At 68.0% G+C, this 19,141-nt stretch carries 19 protein-coding genes; 11 read left to right on the top strand and 8 right to left on the bottom strand.

Features of this window, described 5'->3' with window-relative positions; genetic code table 11:
- Positions 1-122: 122 nt before the first annotated feature.
- The 8 genes from AB0L97_RS28590 to AB0L97_RS28555 all read left to right on the top strand — a co-directional run bounded on the left by AB0L97_RS28590 (position 123) and on the right by AB0L97_RS28555 (position 8,107).
- Positions 123-1,118: an NAD(P)H nitroreductase gene (locus AB0L97_RS28590; RefSeq protein ID WP_356968497.1), complete on the top strand. Its 996-nt coding sequence runs from the start codon at positions 123-125 to the stop codon at positions 1,116-1,118.
- 145 nt (positions 1,119-1,263) lie between these two features.
- A complete protein-coding gene (locus AB0L97_RS28585; protein ID WP_364435381.1) occupies positions 1,264-1,473 on the top strand; it encodes a hypothetical protein in 210 nt (69 codons plus the stop codon).
- A 121-nt stretch (positions 1,474-1,594) separates the two neighbouring features.
- Positions 1,595-2,602, top strand: coding sequence for a hypothetical protein (locus AB0L97_RS28580; protein ID WP_355079408.1), 1,008 nt, complete (start codon positions 1,595-1,597; stop codon positions 2,600-2,602).
- A 59-nt stretch (positions 2,603-2,661) separates the two neighbouring features.
- Entirely contained in the window at positions 2,662-3,546 is an 885-nt protein-coding gene (locus tag AB0L97_RS28575; protein WP_364435377.1) for a GyrI-like domain-containing protein, read from the top strand.
- A gap of 150 nt (positions 3,547-3,696) precedes the next feature.
- Positions 3,697-4,353 (top strand): DUF2267 domain-containing protein, encoded by a 657-nt coding sequence (locus AB0L97_RS28570; protein WP_364435374.1) that lies wholly within the window; start codon positions 3,697-3,699, stop codon positions 4,351-4,353.
- A gap of 164 nt (positions 4,354-4,517) precedes the next feature.
- Positions 4,518-5,174, top strand: a complete 657-nt coding sequence (locus AB0L97_RS28565) for a response regulator transcription factor (protein WP_355079413.1) — start codon at positions 4,518-4,520, stop codon at positions 5,172-5,174.
- A 69-nt stretch (positions 5,175-5,243) separates the two neighbouring features.
- Positions 5,244-7,007 (top strand): GAF domain-containing sensor histidine kinase, encoded by a 1,764-nt coding sequence (locus AB0L97_RS28560; RefSeq protein ID WP_364435370.1) that lies wholly within the window; start codon positions 5,244-5,246, stop codon positions 7,005-7,007.
- A gap of 50 nt (positions 7,008-7,057) precedes the next feature.
- Entirely contained in the window at positions 7,058-8,107 is a 1,050-nt protein-coding gene (locus tag AB0L97_RS28555) for a methyltransferase (RefSeq protein WP_364435367.1), read from the top strand.
- 203 nt (positions 8,108-8,310) lie between these two features.
- On the opposite strand, the gene AB0L97_RS28550 is transcribed toward AB0L97_RS28555, so the two are convergent.
- From AB0L97_RS28550 to AB0L97_RS28515, 8 genes are all read right to left on the bottom strand, one after another.
- The gene (locus AB0L97_RS28550) at positions 8,311-9,648 is read right to left on the bottom strand and encodes a hypothetical protein (protein WP_364435364.1); all 1,338 of its coding nucleotides are present in this window, start codon (positions 9,646-9,648) and stop codon (positions 8,311-8,313) included.
- A complete protein-coding gene (locus AB0L97_RS28545; protein WP_364435361.1) occupies positions 9,645-10,031 on the bottom strand; it encodes a hypothetical protein in 387 nt (128 codons plus the stop codon). Before AB0L97_RS28545 ends, AB0L97_RS28550 begins: the two co-directional genes overlap by 4 nt.
- Positions 10,031-10,219: a hypothetical protein gene (locus AB0L97_RS28540; protein WP_356968514.1), complete on the bottom strand. Its 189-nt coding sequence runs from the start codon at positions 10,217-10,219 to the stop codon at positions 10,031-10,033. The genes AB0L97_RS28545 and AB0L97_RS28540 overlap by 1 nt, the downstream gene beginning before the upstream one ends.
- The gene (locus AB0L97_RS28535; protein ID WP_364435564.1) at positions 10,216-12,078 is read right to left on the bottom strand and encodes a hypothetical protein; all 1,863 of its coding nucleotides are present in this window, start codon (positions 12,076-12,078) and stop codon (positions 10,216-10,218) included. The genes AB0L97_RS28540 and AB0L97_RS28535 overlap by 4 nt, the downstream gene beginning before the upstream one ends.
- Before the next feature lie 88 nt (positions 12,079-12,166).
- Positions 12,167-13,042, bottom strand: coding sequence for a lysophospholipid acyltransferase family protein (locus AB0L97_RS28530; RefSeq protein ID WP_364435357.1), 876 nt, complete (start codon positions 13,040-13,042; stop codon positions 12,167-12,169).
- Positions 13,043-13,058: 16 nt separating this feature from the next.
- Positions 13,059-13,709, bottom strand: coding sequence for a hypothetical protein (locus AB0L97_RS28525; protein ID WP_364435354.1), 651 nt, complete (start codon positions 13,707-13,709; stop codon positions 13,059-13,061).
- Complete coding sequence (locus AB0L97_RS28520) at positions 13,706-14,269, bottom strand: hypothetical protein (RefSeq protein WP_355079429.1); 564 nt, start codon at positions 14,267-14,269, stop codon at positions 13,706-13,708. The genes AB0L97_RS28525 and AB0L97_RS28520 overlap by 4 nt, the downstream gene beginning before the upstream one ends.
- Before the next feature lie 352 nt (positions 14,270-14,621).
- Positions 14,622-14,888, bottom strand: coding sequence for a hypothetical protein (locus AB0L97_RS28515; protein WP_355079431.1), 267 nt, complete (start codon positions 14,886-14,888; stop codon positions 14,622-14,624).
- A gap of 514 nt (positions 14,889-15,402) precedes the next feature.
- On the opposite strand from AB0L97_RS28515, the gene AB0L97_RS28510 reads away from it, so the two are divergent.
- From AB0L97_RS28510 to AB0L97_RS28500, 3 genes are all read left to right on the top strand, one after another.
- On the top strand, positions 15,403-16,107 hold the full coding sequence (locus tag AB0L97_RS28510) for a GntR family transcriptional regulator (RefSeq protein ID WP_364435561.1): 705 nt from the start codon (positions 15,403-15,405) through the stop codon (positions 16,105-16,107).
- A gap of 3 nt (positions 16,108-16,110) precedes the next feature.
- Entirely contained in the window at positions 16,111-16,845 is a 735-nt protein-coding gene (locus tag AB0L97_RS28505) for a cache domain-containing protein (protein WP_364435350.1), read from the top strand.
- 603 nt (positions 16,846-17,448) lie between these two features.
- Positions 17,449-19,141, top strand: a 1,693-nt coding sequence (locus AB0L97_RS28500) for an amino acid adenylation domain-containing protein (protein WP_364435347.1), incomplete at its 3' end; no start/stop codon positions are given.

The raw sequence follows: 19,141 nt of genomic DNA, 5'->3' as shown, positions 1-19,141 counted from the left end.
TCGCCGGTGTCCCGTCCAGGGACGAAAGTCCGCAACAACCGCCTGACGTGGGGGCCACCAGCGACGAGATCCGGGACCAACGACTGTTTTCCCATCGGCGTGGGAGACCTACCGTCGGCCATATGAACGAGCTACCCACCGGAGAAACCATCGAGAAGGCCGTCCTCCTCGCCGGCCGGGCGCCGTCGCTGCACAACAGCCAGCCCTGGCACTGGACGTTCGACGGCCAAGCGCTGCGGCTGTTCGCGGTACCCGAACGCCGCCTCCCGGCGACCGACACCGCCGGTCGTCAGATGCTGATCAGCTGCGGTGTCGCGCTGGGCCATCTCCGCGCGGCCATGTCCGCTGCCGGTTGGCGCACCCTCGTCGCCCATTTCCCCAACCCGAATCGTCGCAATCATCTCGCCACCATCACGTTTCATCGGGCGCATTTCGTGACCGACGCCGACCGCGCCCGCGCCGACGCCATCCTGCGCAGGCACACCGACCGGCTGCCGTTCGCGGCGCCGCCCGGATGGCCCGATTTCGAAACCGTGCTGCGCAGCACGTTCGATCCCGCCGACGCCACGCTGAACGTCCTGCACGACGACAGCCGCCCCACGTTGGCCCGCGCCTCGGAGATGACCGCGTCGCTGCGCCGCTACGACCCGGATTACCACGCCGAATTGCAATGGTGGACGGGGCACGTCGTCGCCGACGCCGGTGTCCCCAAGGAGTCGCTGATCTCCGAGCAGGAACGGCAGCGGGTGAGCGTGGGCCGCAAGTTCCCCACCGTCTCCGGTGACCGGCGCGGTGAGGTCGCCGACGACCATTCGGTGATCCTGGTCCTCTCCACCGACAGCGACACCCCCGACGACGTGGTGCACTGCGGTGAGGTGCTGTCCACGGTGCTGCTGGAGTGCACCCTCGCGGGGTACGCGACCTGTCCGCTGACCCACCTGACCGAAGTCCCGCAGAGCCGCGCGCTGGTCCGCACGCTGACCGGCGGTTTCGGCTTGCCGCAGGTGCTGGTCCGGGTCGGCTCGGCACCCGAATCCGCGCAGGACGCTCCACTGACGCCGCGCCGTCCACTCTCGGAGATCCTCGAGATGTCCGGTCCACAGGGCGAGGTGGACTGAGGCCACATCGATATCCGGGACGTTAGCCCCCGCTCTACGGGCAGCAGTACCCTCCCCTCGCACCCGCCCCCCGAGCAGGCTGTGTGCTATGTCACCCCGTCGTATACCTCCACGTCCATCCGACGGAACTCCGGACCCGGACTCGGTGCCGCTGGCGGTTCCCGCGGTGGTGCTCGCTTCGATCATGCTGATCGGGATGCTCGTGGCGCTCGTCCTGTTGCTGCCCAATTGGGCGCGCGACTACGGCGCGGACCTGGTGTATCTGGCGGTGTTGATCTACGCCGGTCTCGCGCTGCGGCTGTTGTGGTGGGGCGTGACGGTCCTGCGTGCCGGTGTGGCGGACATCGAGAAGTAGAACGCCGCGCGGAAGGTCACGGCGGCCTCGCACCGGCCCGGCGGGCGACGGTGACCAAGGACCCTGCGTCGCGGGCGGAACGCCCGTATCCGGTCCGGACGATCCCGCGAAGACTCGAACCATGACCGCGAACGACGAAGCACCCGCCATTTCGGTACCCGAGCATCGGGTGATGCTGGCTGCGTTGCGGCTGGCCACCCGGGCGCCGTCGGTGCACAACACCCAGCCGTGGCGGTGGGTGTTCGACGGAACCCGCCTGCACCTCTACACCGACGCCGACCGGCTGCTGCCCTCGACCGACCCGCACGGCCGCCAGCTTGTGATCAGCTGCGGAGCCGTCCTGCATCACGCGCGAACCGCCTTCGCCGACCAAGGCTGGCACACCGACACGGTGCGCGTGCCGGATCGGCAGCGACCCGACCATCTCGCCGTGATCGAATTCCGGCCGTGGACCGACCCGCCGGAGGGGATCCACACCCGAGCACGCGTCATCGACCGGCGCCGCACCGACCGGCTGCCGATGCTCGAACCGCAGGGCTTCGCAGGCCTGCTGCCCCGGCTGCGGATGCTCACCTCCCCGCACGAGGTGGAACTCGACGTCTTGGACGACAGCGCCCGGCCTCGGCTCGCCGCCGCTTCGGAACAGATCGGTGCGCTGCGCCGCCAGGACTTGCTGTATCAGACCGAATTGGAATGGTGGGCCGGGCATTCGGAGACGCTCGAAGGCGTGCCGGCCTCCGCGCTGGTGTCCGACGCGGAATTCGCCCGGGTCGGTGTCGGGCGCGCGTTCCCCCCGGCGCCGCGTTCGATGCGACGGGCCCGGCTCGACGATCGCGCGCGGCTGGTTCTGCTCGGCACCGACGGGGATTCGGTGACACGCTGGTTGCGCACCGGCGAGGCGCTGTCGGCCGTGCTGCTGGAATGCACCGCCGCGGGTCTGGCGACCTGCGCGCTCACCCATGTCACCGAACTGCCGACGACCCGGGGACTGCTCGCCGGCCTGGTTCCCCGTCCGGCGACGCCTCAGGTGCTGCTCCGTGTCGGCACCGCGCCCGACGACGCCGACATGGTCCCGCCGACTCCCCGGCGCCCGGTCACCGACGTCTTCACCGTCACCGGTTCCCGCTGAGCCCACCGACACCCGAAGGGCGGCCCGCGCCCACGGCACGACGAATCGAGGAGGACGCGGTGGAATACCGGATCGCCCTGGTCGAGTCCGCACCGGAAACGGTGCTGCGGATGGCACGCAGGCTTCGTCCCGACCCAGGTTTGCTCGGCGAGGACATCGCGGAGGGAATGCGGGAAGTGACCCGCGTCGTGCGGCAGGCCGGTTTGGTCGCCAGCGGCGCGCCGACGATCACCTTCCGCGACGACACACTCGAAGGCGAAGCGGCCGCGGTGGAATTCGGCGTCGCGGTGGAGCCCGCACCCAACCTCGGGCCCAGCTCCGGCGCGCAAGTGGTCGTCCTGCCGGGAACTCTCGTCGCTCGCACCTGCCACCGCGGCAGCTACCGCGACCTCGCCGCCGCGTATCAGGCGCTCCAGGAATGGCTGCGCGACAGCGGCTACCGGCCGATCGGTCCCCCCACCGAGGCCTACCTCATCGGCCCGGACGAGGTCACCGACGCCCGGCGTCTGCTCACCGAGATCCGGTTGCCGGTTGCCCCCGCCGCCACCGTGGCGGTGCACCTCGACGCCCCCTTCGAGGAGGCGGTGCGCAGAACCAGGGATGCCTTGCGCGGTGCGGAACTGGCGGTGATCGCCGAAGTCGACCTACAGGCCACGCTGCGCGAGACGATCGGCGAACAGATCGAGAACTATCTGCTGCTGGGCGTCTGCGACCCCCAGCTGACCTACCGGGCGCTGTCGGCCGACCGCCACGCCGGGGCGATGTTCTCGTGCGGTCTCGTGGTGCGCTCGACCGACACCGGCACACAGGTCGAGGTCGCCGATCCGGAACTGCTGGTCTGCGTCACCGCGCAGCCGGGGCTGCGGTCCGTCGCGGGCGAGCTGCGGCGGCGGCTCGCCGCCGCATTGGCGATCCTCCGCGATTCGTCGCCCGCGCGGACGTGATCGCGTCGCGTCCACGGCGATCCGGCATCGGGGGTGACCATGGTCCCGTCAGTGCGGGTAGGAGTCCTCTCACCGGTCCCGGCTCGGACGAGCAGTCTCGTGGATATCGCACCTCGACGACCACGATTTCATCCGTGAAAGGCACACGTCATGAGCTACCACCGCGACCCCCTCGCACCCGCGGTGCACACCGCGCACGAGTGGCTGCGCACTCTGACCGACGAACTCGCCACCGAAGACCGGGCATTCGCGCACCGCGCACTGCGCGCCTGGCTGCACACGGTGCGTGACCGCATCGGTGTCAACGCGGCCGCGCACCTGAGCGCCCAGTTGCCCGAACTGCTGCGCGGGATCTTCTACGAGGGCTGGGTGCCCGCACACGTTCCTTTCCCGCACGACGTGCCCTCTTTCCTCGATCAGTTCGCATTGGAAGCAGGCGTCTCCCGAGACGAGGCCTACGCTCTCGCGGGTGCGGTGACCGACGCGCTGGCCGATCTGTTCTCGCCCGGCCAGCTCGATCACGTGTTCGCGCTGTTGCCCGAAGATCTGCGGGCCGTCCTGCGCGGAGCCGACCTCGCGGGCACCTTGCAGCAGGACGCCACTCCGGTCACGCGACCGGAATCGTCTCGTCTCGACGAGTTGGACGGCCGGCTACGCGCACTCACCGACGCGGTGGCGGTGCTCGCCCGCAGCCTGGAAAGTCTTTCCGGCGGCGAACCGCCCGACAGCGCGCAGGTCTCCGCCGCGCAGCAAGCCCACCGGATCCTGATCGCCGAAGGCCTCACCCGCTCGGAGGCGCCGACCTGATCGCTGCCGGGCAGCTCCGCGACCGGCCCTACCGAATACTTCCCAGCGGGGTGCGTCGCACCGCGGGAGTCCCGTCGCCACGCAGGAAGGGACTTTGGCCCGTACCGAGCGGCCTGCCCGATGCGTAGTGTCGACCCCACCCCCGCTCCCGGATTGGACACTCGATGATCACGGTATTTCTGGTCGACGACCATGAGATCGTCCGCCGCGGCCTCGCCGACCTGCTTTCCGACGACCCGGAACTCACCGTGATCGGCGAAGCAGGCGACGTCGCCCAGGCCCTAGCCCGCATTCCCGCACTCCGGCCGGACGTCGCCGTTCTCGACGTGCGCCTGCCCGATGGCAACGGGATCGAGCTCTGCCGTGACCTGCTGTCCAAGCTCGACGATCTGCGCTGCTTGATCCTGACCTCGTTCACCGACGAACAGGCGATGCTGGACGCGATCCTGGCCGGAGCCAGCGGCTACGTCGTCAAGGACATCAAGGGCATGGAGCTGGCCAAAGCCATCAAGGAAGTCGGCGCGGGGCGCTCCCTGCTCGACAATCGCGCCGCCGCCGCCTTGATGCAACGACTACGCGCCAACACCCACCACGACGGCCCCCTGGCCGGACTCACCGATCAGGAACGCAAACTGCTCGACCTCCTCGGTGAAGGACTGACCAACCGCCAGATCGCTCAGCGCATGTTCCTCGCCGAGAAGACGGTGAAGAACTACGTATCCCGCCTGCTCGCCAAACTCGGCCTGGAACGGCGCACCCAGGCCGCGGTCTACGCCTCCAAACTCCGGTCCCGGCCGTCCGGCTCCACCATCGACTCCTGACCGGTGGCGTGTCCATATCCACTCGGCGGTGGCGTTCATTTCCGGAACCGGGTGAAATATTCTTGAGCCATGGCGAGAAGCCGCGCTGACGGCGTTTCAGGGACGCATACGACTGATTACGCGTCGGCCGACCCCTACTCCGTGCGGGATACGCTTTCCCAACTGCGGCTGCGCGAACTGCTCGGCGAGGTAAAGGATCGCATCGAGCAGATCATCGATGCCCGTGACCGCATGGACGGCTTGGTCGAGGCCATGCTCACCGTCACCTCCGGCCTCGACCTCAATCGCACCTTGCGCACCATCGTGCACACCGCCATCTCGCTGGTCGATGCCCGCTACGGCGCGCTCGGCGTCCGCGGCCACGACCAGCAACTCACCCAATTCATCTACGAGGGCATCGACGAACCGACCCGCGAGTTGATCGGCGACCTCCCCCAAGGCCACGGCGTGCTCGGACTACTGTTCAGCCAGCCCAAACCGATCCGGCTCGACAACCTGGCCGACCACCCCTCCTCGGTAGGATTCCCCGCCCATCACCCGCCGATGCGCACCTTCCTCGGCGTGCCCGTCCGCATCCGCGACGAAGTATTCGGCAACCTCTATCTCACGGAGAAAGCAGGCGGCCAACCCTTCACCGAAGACGACGAAGTCATCGTACGAGCCCTGGCCGCCGCGGCCGGAATCGCCATCGACAACGCCCACCTCTACGAATCCGCCCGCACCCGCCAAGCCTGGATCGAAGCCACCCGCGACATCACCACCGAATTCCTCGCAGGCACCGCCCCCGGCCAGGTCCTCACCCATCTCGTCGAAGCCACGCACCGGCTCACCGGCTCCGAACGGACCTATCTCGCGGTCGTCCCGGACTCCGAGGGGCCACCCGAAGAGATCACCGAACTTCTGATCACACATACCGCCGGCGCCACGCACGACCAGCGGCTGATCAAGCTGCCGTTGGGAGACACCACCATCGGTCAGGCCTTCCGACAGCGTTCTCCCCAGCGGGTGGACGACGCTCGCCGCGCGGATCTCGGCAAGATCTTCCCCGACGCCGGGCCCGCACTCGTGCTGCCCATGCAGACCTCCGATTCCACGGTGGGCGTGCTGGTCGCGCTGCGGGCGGTGGAATCGGCCCCCTACAACAACGAGATCCTCGAACTGACCTCCGCCTTCACCGACCAGGCCGCGCTGGCGATGCAACTGGCCGACGCGCAACGGCGCATGCGGGAACTGGACATCCTTTCCGATCGCGACCGCATCGCCCGCGACCTGCACGACCACGTCATCCAGCGGCTGTTCGCCGTCGGACTGAGCCTGCAGGGCACCGTCCCCCGAACCCGCGTGCCCGAAGTGCGCGAGCGGATCACCGAGGCCATCAACGACCTGCAAGACGTCGTCCAAGAAATCCGCACCTCGATCTTCGACCTGCACGGCGGCGACAGCGGGCGGGTGCGCCAACGCATCGAGGAAGCCATCCGCCAGCAGACCGCGCCCAGCGGCATCCGCACCTCCGTGCGTATCAGCGGGCCACTCTCGGTCATCGATCCCGAACTGGCCGATCACGCCGAAGCCGTTGTGCGCGAAGCGGTCAGCAACGCCGTACGGCACTCCGGAGCCGACACCGTCTCGGTCGAGATCACCGTGGCCGACGACCTGATCATCGTCGTCGAGGACGACGGCTGCGGGGTGCCCACCGACGTCGCCCCGAGCGGTCTGACGAATCTGGCCCGGCGCGCCGAGGAATCGGCCGGGACCTTCACGATCACGGCCGGTACCGAACCGGACGGGCGTACCGCGGGCACGCGATTGTGCTGGCAGGTGCCGCTGCGCTGACCGCCGGAGCCATGTGATCGGCGACCCGGAGCCGACGAGCGAGGAGGGTTATGGCCGAGGAGCCGATCGAATGGGGCGGGGCGCTGTGGGCCGCCGCCGACCTGGTGACGCCGATGGCCATCCGCGTGGCCGCGACGCTGCGGCTGGCCGACCACGTCGCCGCGGGCAGGCGGACGAGCGAGGCGCTGGCCGCCGCGGTGGACGCGGACCGGGACGCGCTGGGGCGTCTGCTGGACCACCTGGTGACCGCCGGTGTGCTGTCTCGTGGAAGTACCGGCGGCTATGGGCTGACGTCGTTGGGTGAGCGCCTGCGGGACGATCATCCGGAAGGGGTGCGGCGCTGGATCGATCTGGAGGGCGCCGTCGGGCGCGCCGATCTGTGCTTCGTCCAGCTGTTGCACACCGTTCGCACCGGTGAGCCCGCCTTTCCACGTCAGTTCGGCCGGACGTTCTGGGAAGATCTGTCCGCCGATCCCGCGCTGGGAGCGTCGTTCGACGCTCTGATGGGCGCCCGGTTGACGGCGGATGCCCCGGCGGTGGCCGACGCCTACTCATGGGGCGCGCTCGGTCACCTCGTCGATGTGGGTGGAGGCGACGCCAGCTTGCTCGTCGCCCTTCTTCGCGCCCATGGCAACCTGCGCGGGACGGTGCTCGACTTGGCAGGCCCGGTCGCTCGTGCACAGCAGGCCATTCGCTCGGCAGGCCTCGACCACCGGGCCGACGCGCAGGTCGGCAGCTTTTTCGATCCCCTTCCCGCCGGAGCGGGCGGCTATCTGCTCTCGGGTGTCCTGCACGACTGGGACGACGAGGCCGCCGTTCGCATCTTGCGACGCTGCGCCGACGCGGTTCCGGAGCACGGGAAGGTGCTCGTGCTCGACCACATCGGCGATGCCGACGGTGGCGCACCCGATACCGAAGGCGACCTGCGGATGCTGTGCTACGTCCGCGGCCGGGAACGCCCCGTCGGCAGGCTGCGTGAGATCGCCGAGTCGGCCGGTCTACGGGTCGGCTCGGTCATTCCGGCCGGTTCCCGCTCGATCATCGAGTTACACCTCGCCGATCCGCGTTCACCCAGCTGCCCGGCGGTGGCGCCGGGGTAAGCGGTCCCCAGGCTTCGCGAATTCGGGCATCTTCCGGGTGAGCGCGTCCGTCGCGCCGATGAGTGTGCGCGCAGGGATACGAGCCAACTCGTCGACGGTGGCCCGCGCCCAGTTCCGCGGCGATCGTCGCGGACACCGCGGCGGCGAGCCTTGCAAAAGACGTTGCGCGAAATGCTTGTCGCGGTGGGAGATTCGGATGTGCCTCAGGACTCGAAGAGCAGGTAGAGACCGGTGAAGGTGAAACCGACCATGGTCAGCATCAAAGCCAGTTGACCCGTCACCCGATGGGCCCGCGGCAGCAGTCGCAGGCAGCGGTCGTGCGCGGCGGCGACGCCGAGAATATGGCCGATCACCACGGCCAGCACCTTGACCGTCCCCAGCACCGCGGGATGGGTGGACAAGAGGTAGGCGACGTCGCGGTCGGCCAGTCCGGCCAGGTTCCATCCTCGTCCGAACGGATCCGCGAACAAGAGCACCGTCGCCTGGCCCTTCTCGACCAAGAAGGTGAGGTAGTGGGCGACGAGATAACCCGCGACGATCGGGGACAGACTGTACGCGAGGCGAGCCGGGAGCAGTTTCCGCTCGGCTTCGGACAGGCCTCCGGTCGCCCTCGCGGCGGTACAGAACAGGCCGCCGACGACCACGATGAAACCCAGCAGCCCCACCGTCTTCAGCACGGTCGGCAGGAACTCGTATCCGCCGCCACCGGCGTCGGCCAGCAGACCACGCCAGGAAGGGAAGGTGCTGAAGCTGTCGAACGCCGTCGAGCCGAGCAGGGTGGCGGCCACGGCCACCGCGGCCACCCGGACCGGAGTTCCCGCCAGATTGTTCAACGGCGATCGCAGCACGAGTTCACCGGTATCGCGACGCCCCAACGGGCTCAGCCTGCCCAGCAGACTGCTGTACACCTCCAGCGGATCGGCACGCTCGGCCCAGACGGTGCCGCACATGATCAGTCCGGCCGTGTTCACGACGAGATACGCCACGAGCCAGGTGGTCACGGCGGCCACCGAACCCGGTTCCGGGTAGGCCAGTTCCATCCACACGAAGGAGAACAGGCCCAGCACCGCGGGCCACTGCCCCCAAGAACCGGGATAACGCATCAATCCCTGGGCGGGTGGACGGCGCCGCATCAGGCACAGGGCGCGGTGCACGGCGCGCACCGGCGACAAGATCTTCCACACGGGTCCGGCGACCAGTGAGGCGACCATGACACCGACCCAGAGGTAGATGTAGACGACACCGGGCACGGGATTGCGCGCCGGATCCGAACTTCCGAAGACACCGATCGCGACGACCACGAGAGTGACGGCCACGCTCGCTCCCGAAATCACGACCCGGACCGCCCTGGAGTCCAGGATCGCACCGACCACCGAGGGAAGCGCGATTCCCGGTGATCGCGGGTCCAGCCGCGGTTCGCGCCAGGCGAGCACCAGCACCGCGAACGAGAACGTCAAGGCCCAGGCCGCTCCGACAAGCGCGTACGACAGTGGGATCGGCAGATCCGTGGCGCCGCCGATGCCGTGCGCGAGAACCGTCATCCGCGAACGAGCAATGTCGCCACCGTTCGCCGCGCGTGATGCAGTTCGATCTCCACCCGGCCCGGCACATCCACGGTGAAGCGGAACCGCTGTCCAGCCCTCGGGGTGATCGCGAACGTGTGCTGCGGCGTGCCGTGTACGTGCAGTTCGTCGTCGGCGTCGCTGTCGACCACCACCTCGATCGGTCGTCCCACCCGGGTCTCGAGGCGGACATCGGCCGGGCTCACCGACCCCGCCGCGATCCGGACCGCGACGACGAGACTCTCCGAGTCTCCAGCCGTCCCGCTCGCCGACGAGGCGGTGTCGGGATCGGAGGAGGCACAGCCGCTCACTACCAGACCGCTCAGCAGCACGAGCGCGCCCCACCGCCACACAGATGCCATCACCGCTCCTTCTCCGCGCCGTGCTCGGACGGCGAACCAGATGTGCGATCACGCGCCTCGGCGCGGCGGTCTCGCACGGCGACGAACACGACGACGGCGACCACGGCCAGGGCGGGCAGGAAGGCCGGTATCGCGAGCAGCAGCGAGTGATGGGCCAACACGTCCACGCCGTCGGCGCCCCCGGTCATCGCGAGACCGCCGGTTCCGCCACGGCCGTCCGGCTCGTGTGCGGATACCGGTCGTTGATCCGCGCCGCGCCCCAGGACAGCGCGCCGACGAGGACGAGGCTGCACACCAGGACGACCAGCGATGCCGCGCCGAACAACCAGGACGGGTAATCGAACGAGCGCTCCCGCTGCAGCACCGTGATCTCGGCGATGAACGGGCGGTTGAACGACGCGAGCGCGGGAACCTCGTCGACGCCGATGCCGGGGTCGGCGGCCATGAAGATCGGCGCGGCGGTCAGGACGCGCCCGTCCTGCAGCCGCAGAACTGTTTTCCACGACCCATGAGCCGGGACGGGTTCGGTGGAGACGTAGTGCCCTGGCCCCACTCGTCGCAGGTGGTCGACGACCAGGCCACGGCCGGGACTGTCACTGCCGATGCCACCTTGCCAGGACAGGATCTGCATCCATTCGGGGTCGGAGCCGACCAGATCGGCGGGCGTGACGCGGACGTCCGCCAGCACCATCCTGCCGCCTGAACCTGATTCGACGTCACGCAGCGCGACCGTGGCGGTGGCCTGCTCCGGCACGTCGATGAGCAGCCCATTGGCGGTGGCAGCCGCCACGATCACGACCGCGGCGACCATCAATCCGCGCCGCACCGGCGGGCGTGGCAGCGGTTCGCCGCGCAGCGTCATCGCCAGCAGTGCGCCGACGACACCACCCGCGATACCGGTGGGCACGGCCATCGCCAGCAGTTCCGGCCACATGGCGGCAGGCCACGGATTGACGTACACCGCCCGAACCCAGAGGGATTCGAGCCACAGGCCGACTGTCGCGATCCCGAGTCCGCACAGCGGGCCCCACCAGATCGGCCGCCGGATGAGCGGTAGCAGCGCGAGCAGTTCCACCACGACCGCGCAGCCGAGATACAGCGGGAAGACATTGCGCGGGGCATCCATGATCGGTCCGCCCACCAGCACGGCCACCACGGTGCGGACCAGGGCGGCGAAGCCGACTACCACCAGTGTGCTGAACGGCCCCAGGCTCGCACGGGCGGCGACGAGGGACACCGCGGCCGCGGCGGCGATGAGCATCGGCTGCAGAACGAGCCGGAATTGCTGCACCCCGAAGTCGAATTCCACCTGGAATACCGACAATCCGATGAGCAAGCCACCGAAGGCGAAGGACCGCAGCAGCCACATCAGCCTGCCGTCGGCGCGGTCGGGCTCCGGTTTGCTGTGCCTGCCTTCGAACTCGAGCAGCAACACACCGATCAGTGACAACCCGGCGCCGCCGATGAGCATCAGATGCGTCGGCCCCCAGAGCGTGACATCTTGCCCGAAGATCCGATGCCAGATGTCGTCGAGGGGAAAGCCGATCAAGGCGTAGAGACCGGCGCCCGCGATGAGGATGCCGCCGACGGGCGCGTACCAGGTGCGGGTGATCCGCACCGCTGCGGCACCGGGCTTCTCGTCCAGGGGCAGCACGATCGCCGACATCCCGGCGGTGAACAGGAAGAACAATCCCGCCAGGATGAAATAGTGCGCCGGATTCGCCAGTGGCCCGTTGTCCCGGCCGTTGCCGACGTGCAGGCTGACATCCCAGATGAAGCCCAGCAACGCGGTGAGGATCGTCGCGAGGAACATCGCCAGCGGAAGGGCGACCCATCCGGGGCGGTTGAGCAGCCGCCCGAGACGGTCGGCGACGCGTTGTAACCAGGTGATCCGGCGGGTTCGGTGGAGATACCCGATCCACAGCAGAACGACCGCGACCAGTCCGGCGGCGCCGGTCATGATCGCCACCTGGTCCAGCGCCGCTCCCCCGCCCTCGGTGCCGGGAGCGGCGAACCATTCGATCCGTGCATGCGCGGCGTCGCGCATGGTGACCTCCATCACACGAGCGAGTATATGTTACTAACGGTATCATGAAAGCGGCGGACAGCGGCCGTAATCGCGCCGCCGTTTCGGGTCAGCCGACGATCGGCAGGTCGCGCTCTTCGTCCAGCCTGGTCAGCGCCCCTTGCATGATTCCGGTGACGTGCCGGTAGGCCTCGTCCAGATTCAGTTCGGGCCCCAGCACGTCGCGAAGAACGATCGGGTCGAGGAACTCGACGGTGATCTTGCTGGGCAACGGCAGATGCCCAGCGAGATCACCGAGGTCGAGTCCCCACGGCAGCGCGATCGAGATCGGGAACACCTTCAGCCGCAGCATCCGATCCAGCCGCAGCAGGCGCGCGATCCGATCACCGCGGGTGAGCACCAACTGAGTCTGCTGCGCACCGATGTTCACCACCGGCACGATCGGAACCCGCTCGTTCCAGGCGAGGCGGAGAAATCCGGTGCGACCGGCGAAGTCGATCCGGTCCTCCTCCCACGTCGGACGGTGCACCTCCCAGTCACCGCCGGGGTAGACCAGCACCGCCGCGCCGTCGCGCAGCACTCGCTCGGCATTACCCGGGTCGGCGTTGACCGTTCCGAAGCGGCGCAGCAACGAGCCGATCACCGGGTAGGCCATCACCATGTCGTGGGCGAGCTGGAAGAAGGGCCGCTGCGGTCCGAAACGCCGGACGAAGGCGAGCGTGGTCACCAAGACTTCCGGCGATACGTTCCCGCCGGAATGGTTGCCGACCAGTAAGACCGGCCCCTCTTCCGGAACCCGCTCCAAGCCGCGCACCTCCGCCCGGAAGTAGAGGCGCACGAGAAGCCAGCCCAGATCGACGGTGTCGGCGATGAACTCCGGGTCGCGATCGGCGGGGTCGGCGGTGGGCACTCGCGCCTTCACCTGCCGGGCGACCCAGTCCGTCGCCCGGTCGACCGTCCCGCCGGCCAATCGGAAGACCTTCATGACCAACGGCTTCCGGCTAGCCGCCGATCGAGAGCAACTGGTCGAAGAACGCCCGGTACCCACGCAACGCCTGCCGCAGCCCCTCGGTGTCGGACGTGTCGCCGAGCCGCTCGTCCAGTTCGCGTTTGCGCTGGTCATAGGTGGTGGTCAGCTGGTGGATGGTATCGCCGAGCAGCTCGTCCGCGCGAGCGACCGCGTCTTTGGGGTTGTCGACGAAGGTAACCTGCACTTCCCGCCACTGGGTGCGCAGGCGATCGAGATCGGCATCGGGCAACAGCGGCGCAGGCCCGCCCGCCGCGGTTTCGGCCGTCGGCGCACCGTGGGCGGCGGTTTGCCGAGTCGTGCCGGTGTCGCTCCACTCGCTGTCGATCACATCCCGTCGCGAGGCATCCGCGCGGGCCGGCTCCGATCCGTGGGCCGCGGGCGTGTTCGATTCGGGCGCCGTACCGGTGGTCTGCGCGGACTCGGCCTCGCCGATCCCGCGGGACGCCTCGGTCTGCCCGGGATCGCGCCGCACCGCTGCCGTTTCGCCTGCCGGTCCGGCCTGCCGACCACGGTCCGCCTGCCCGCTTCCTTCGTACTGCGACTCGACCCGCCGCTCACCTACTGTCGGCGAATTCTCCTCCGCCCCATCGTGATAGGGGCGACGCTCGGATTCGGTGCTCATGCTTTCACGTCCTTCTTGCCTTCGCCGCCAACGCCGATCAGATCTTCGAACACTTCCCGGTAGTGCACGATGGCTGTGCGCCGGTCCTCAGTGGATACCGCCGTGCCTGCGGGGCGGGTCGCGATGTCGTGCGCGGCGCGATAGTGGCCCAGCGGCTCGGCATGCTCCACGGAAAGATCAGCCACCTGCTGCTCGTAGTTCTCCGTGGGGTAGCCGCGCTCGGACATGATCGTGGTGACGAGGCGGTCGGCTTCGGTCAACGCCCCGGCGGGGTCGTCGATGAATCGCTCCTGCACCTCTACCCAGCGGGTGGAATAGACCCGCTTCTCGTCGTCCGACAGGTCGCGTAGCCGCAGTTGCGCGTGCCTGCGCTCGCGCTCTGCGAGTTCCCGCTCCGCGGTCTTGCGATCCTCGTGCTCCTGTACCGTCCGGTCGTATTCCGGGCCGAATCTGCGGCGTAGTCGCTGTCTGCGCAGCATCGGCCACACCAGGAGCGCGACAACGGCCGCGACGACGACAATGGCGATGACGACGATGATTACCCATACTCCAGCCGACATCTGAACCTCCTTGTCGAGCTTGTCCGCTGGGGTAATGCCTCCTGACCGTGGTCCCAAACATATGTTCGCCACGAGGCTTCGACGTGGTGAAGTCAGCGAACCAGAACTCGTTCGCGGCGGCGACCTGTTCCTCGCCGAGCTCGGCGCCGAGACCGGGGCGCCACAGCAAGGTGCGCAGCTTCAGGAAGAAGTGTTCGGGCCCGGCGGCGCGTGGACGGGGCCATCACGCGGGACCGAGACCCGTTCCGCGCGTATACGAAGCCGCGCGGCCGCCGCTGAGGGCGAAACGAGCGGCTTTCAGCGACAGCGATGGTGAGCAGGTCCAGGCGGTGCATTCACCGAGGTAACCGGCTCACGCCCAAGCCCGTTGCCTGGTCACCACGGGCAGTGGCGGGATGAGTTTGTCCCAGAATTCGCGGCGCACCGCGTCCCAGAGCCGCGTCAGCTCCGGAAGAAGTTCTCGTGCCTGCGCGAGGTCAGGGTAGTTGCCGGGGCCGAACGCGACCAACGGAGAAGCATCCGATGCCTTGTCCACGGCGACGATCGCGATCAGGTGGTGGTGAACGAAACGCCACGTCACGCATACACCGTCGACTTCGGTATGGCGTATGTCACTCATCGTCGGAACCCCGGCGTCGTCCGCTCGGCTCGCACTTGCGCCGATCCGCACCGCCGGCCGTATTCCCCTCCGCGCCGCCTGCCGGGCCGCCGACTCGGCACGGTCGCGGCGAAGCGACCGTAGTGCACGCTATGGCTGTTCTGGTTCGTTTCGAACATGGGAAATCCTGTTTCGATCGTGACGCCGCCGCGTCCCGGTGCCCAGAAAGGCAGTTCCACGCGTCTGAACATAAGACATTAGATTTCATAGTTCAACGCGTGGCAGGTAATGATTGCGTTAAGTTCACTGCCAGGCCGGTATGCGACCGAGACCTCCGGGGCGAAGTCGGAGCCCATAGCGTCAGGCGCGACCGCGATCGGCAGCGGACCGGGGGCAGGATCGCTCGGTCGCAGCGTGTACCTCTAACTCTAGAGTTCATAGTTCAAGTGTTCGTTGGCTAGGATCGAGTTACATCCCCCACCGAGGAGTCGCGTTGTCCAAGCAGGAGAGCGCCGGATTGACCGCTCTCGGCGCCGTGCTGGCCCCCCTCGAGGGCGGCGGCCCGAAGACCGAGGCCGTGGTGCAGCGACTCTGTGCCGCCATCAGCCTCGGCCTGATGGTCGACGGCCAGCAGTTGCCGAGCGAGACCGATCTCGCCGGTCAGCTCGGGGTGTCGACGATGACCCTGCGCGAGGCACTGGCCGTGCTCCGCCAGCAGGGAATCGTGCAGACCAAGCGCGGACGCGGCGGCGGCAGCTTCATCCGCGGTGCGGCGGAGATCCTCGAGAGCAGCTCACTGGTGCGCTTGCAGGAGATGAGCATCCAAGAATTGCGCGATCTGGGGGACGAACACTTCGCCGTCACCGGAGCCGCCGCCGTGTTCGCCGCACGCCGCGGGTTGCGAGCCGATATCGCGCGGCTGCGATCCCTGGCCGACCGGCTGAAGGACAGCAGCGAGCCCATATCGGCCCGCCGGGCCGACAGCCGCTTCCATATCGAAATGGCGGTGTGCGCGCAATCCACCCGTTTGACCCGCGCCCAGGTCGCGCTACAAGCCGAACTCTCCGCCCTGCTCTGGTTACCCCGACTGAAACTCGACCCCACCGCCGAAGCCACCGTGCATCGCGATTTAGTGGACGCGATCGAAAGAGAAGACGACGCCCGGGCGAGAGAACTGGCAGAATCACAAATCGAATCACGCATCCGCCGCCTCGTCGCCCTACGTTTGGAGCTCAGTTGATCGATGAGGGATACCGATAGTTCTTCCACCCCGGTGACCGTCGAATCGCTCGTCCACGCCGTCACAGAACTGGCCGAGGAGGTCTACGAATCGCTGGGCATCATCGGGGCCGAATTGGCGGCACTGTGGGCGAGATCGACCGAGAAGCTGCAGCGCCCGCCCCGATCGACCGACCTCGCACCGCTGCGCGACACCATCGTCGGCGAGCTCGAGCGGCGTGGAAAACTGCTCGAAAGCGCGGGCGTAGTGATGGCCGACGGCGTTCTCGCGGATCGCCCCCGATTCCTGGAGTGGTGGTTCCTCGACACCGATCGCGGACCGCAACGTCTTGTGCTGGAATTGAATCCGCACAATGAGTACTTCTACGACTACACGGCCATGGACTGGTTCACGATTCCGCGCGACCAGGGTCGGCGCTGGGCGTACGGGCCGACCGTCGATTACGCGTGTACCGATCAGTACGTCTGCACCTTCGCAATTCCGGTGACGATCGATTCGGGAGCCTTCCTCGGAATCGCCGGTGCCGATGTTCCGGTCGCTTCGATCGAGGCAGTCCTGCTTCCGCGACTCCGGGCATTCGGTCAGCAGGTGGTGCTGGTCAACAGCGAGGGGCGCGTCATCATGGGCACCGATCCCGAATTCACCACCGGATCCAAGATCAGCCGCATGGCCCGATCCGCCGCGGCGATGCCGATCGAGGCCACGTCGTGGTCGTTGCAGCCGCTGGACTCACACTGACGCGACGCGACGCGACAGCGCTGCGGGGCGCCCGCCACGAGCCGGATGGCACGCGGTGCGCCCCGATGAATGGGGTCGTGCGGCACGGAGGGGTTCGCCGAATACTCGTCCCCATGAAGGCGATCACCGCGGGCCTCCTTGCGCCGGCCACACTCCTCGCACCACTGTCGACCGCGCACGCCACGCCATTCGAGCAGGAGGCGACCATCGCGGAACGGCAACCGTTGTAGACGCAACCTGAACTATCGCCGTGATCGCCTGTCGGGCTTGCCATCTGGGAATTTCGGGCGGAACCTTCGCGGCGGAGCCGCATTAGCCACGGAAGAAGTCGACCGGAATCATCGTCTGGGTCGGTGCCGCATTGGCACACTTGATCAGTGAAAGGTGTGAAACACAGCATAATTCGCCGGCGCCGCCGTATGCCGTGCCGTAAGCGGGTTACCGGCTGTGTACTGTCCCGACGGGGCCGAACAGTCCGGGCCTTCTCGCGAGAGAGCTCCCGGGCTGTCTGCGACACCAGTGCGAGCAAGTAGCGAGGTTGTGGGTTGGATCGTTGGTGTGCGGCCGCGAGTGCCGGCACCACCTGAAGGAGAAAGCACGGAAATGAAGATGGACCGCCGTTCTGCGCGTGGAAACCGCCGTCGCCGTTCCGGCAGTCTGCTCTTCGGGCAACTGCTCACCGCCGCGGTCGAGTCCGCCGCCGACACGGTGGCGATCCGGTTCAGTCCGACAGGCGATCCCGCCGATACCACCCAACTTACCTACCGAGAGCTCGACGAATCCTCGTCGCGGCTGGCGCGGGAGTTGATCGACCGGGGATTGGGGCCCGGCGACGTGGTGGCGATCGGCATTCGGCGCTCGATCGAGTCGGTGCTGTCGGTGTGGGCCATCGCCAAGACAGGCGCCGCGTATGTGCCGATCGATCCCACCTACCCGCCGGAGCGGATCGCCTACATGGTGTCCGATTCCGGAGCGGCGCTGGGCTTGACCACTTCCGCGTACCACGAAGCGCTGGGCACGTCGGTCCCGTGGATCGAACTCGACGACCCGCAAGACCGGGAACGGATCGAACGGCGGCCCGCGCACCCGGTCTCGTACGCCGATCGGGTGCGACCGCTGACCGAACAGCATCCCGCCTACGTCATCTTCACCTCGGGTTCGACCGGTCGGCCCAAGGGAGTCGTGGTCACCCACTCCGGATTGGGCGCGATGGTGGCGTCCGAACGGGAGCGCTACGACGTCACCGAGGGCTCGCGGGTGATGCACATCTGCTCGCCGAACTTCGACGTGTCGGTACTGGAATTGCTGCTCGCCTTCGCCACCGGGTCCACCCTGGTGATCGCGCCGCCGACCGTATTCGGCGGATTCGAACTCGCCGATGTGCTGAGGCGCGAACGCGTCACGCACATGCTGATCACGCCGGGCGCTCTGGAATCGGTCGACCCTGAGGGGCTCGCGGACCTGCGCGTCGTGATGGTCATCGGCGATCGGTTCGGTCCGCACCTGGTCAGCCGGTGGAGCGGGAACGGCCGCGCGATGATCAACGGCTACGGCCCCACCGAAGCCACGGTCATCGCGACCAGCAGTGCGCCGCTGGTTCCCGGCGAGACCATCACCATCGGCGGCGCGATACCGGGCTTCGGTCTGTTCGTGCTCGATTCCCGCTTGCGCCCGGCCCCGGCCGGAGTGATCGGCGAGCTGTATCTGTCCGGCCCCGCGCTCGCGGAGGGCTACCTCAACCGGCGCGGTCTCACCGCGGCGCGCTTCGTGGCCAACCCGTTCGGCGGCGAGGCGGGCAATCCGGGATCGCGCATGTACCGCACCGGCGACTTGGCCCGCCGACTCGGCGGGGGCGGCATCGAGGTACTGGGACGTTCCGATTTCCAAGTGAAGGTCCGTGGTTTCCGCGTCGAACTCGGCGAGATCGATGACGCGCTGAGCCGCCATCCGGATGTCGAGTTCGCGGTGACGTTGGGCAAGCGGCAGCAGAACGGCACGACCATGTTGGTGTCCTACGTGCTTCCCGAGGCGGACGCGGTGGGCATCGGGGCCGAGTTCGACACCACGGCGCTGCTGGACTTCATCTCCGAGTCGTTGCCGGGGTACATGATTCCGGCGTCGATTGTGGTGTTGGACGAGATTCCGTTGACGCCGGTGGGGAAGTTGGATCGGGCGGCGTTGCCGGAGCCGGTGTTCGCGGTGCGGGCGTTTCGTGCGCCGTCGACGCCGGTGGAGGAGATCGTGGCGGGGGTGTTCGCGGCGTTGTTGGTGGCGCAGGAGGACGGCCGCGTCGGTG

It is taken from the genome of Nocardia sp. NPDC051911 (assembly GCF_040681035.1).
Lineage (GTDB): Bacteria > Actinomycetota > Actinomycetes > Mycobacteriales > Mycobacteriaceae > Nocardia > Nocardia sichangensis.
Note: the sequence above shows the minus strand (reverse complement) of the source record. Positions and strands in the feature narration are given on the sequence as shown.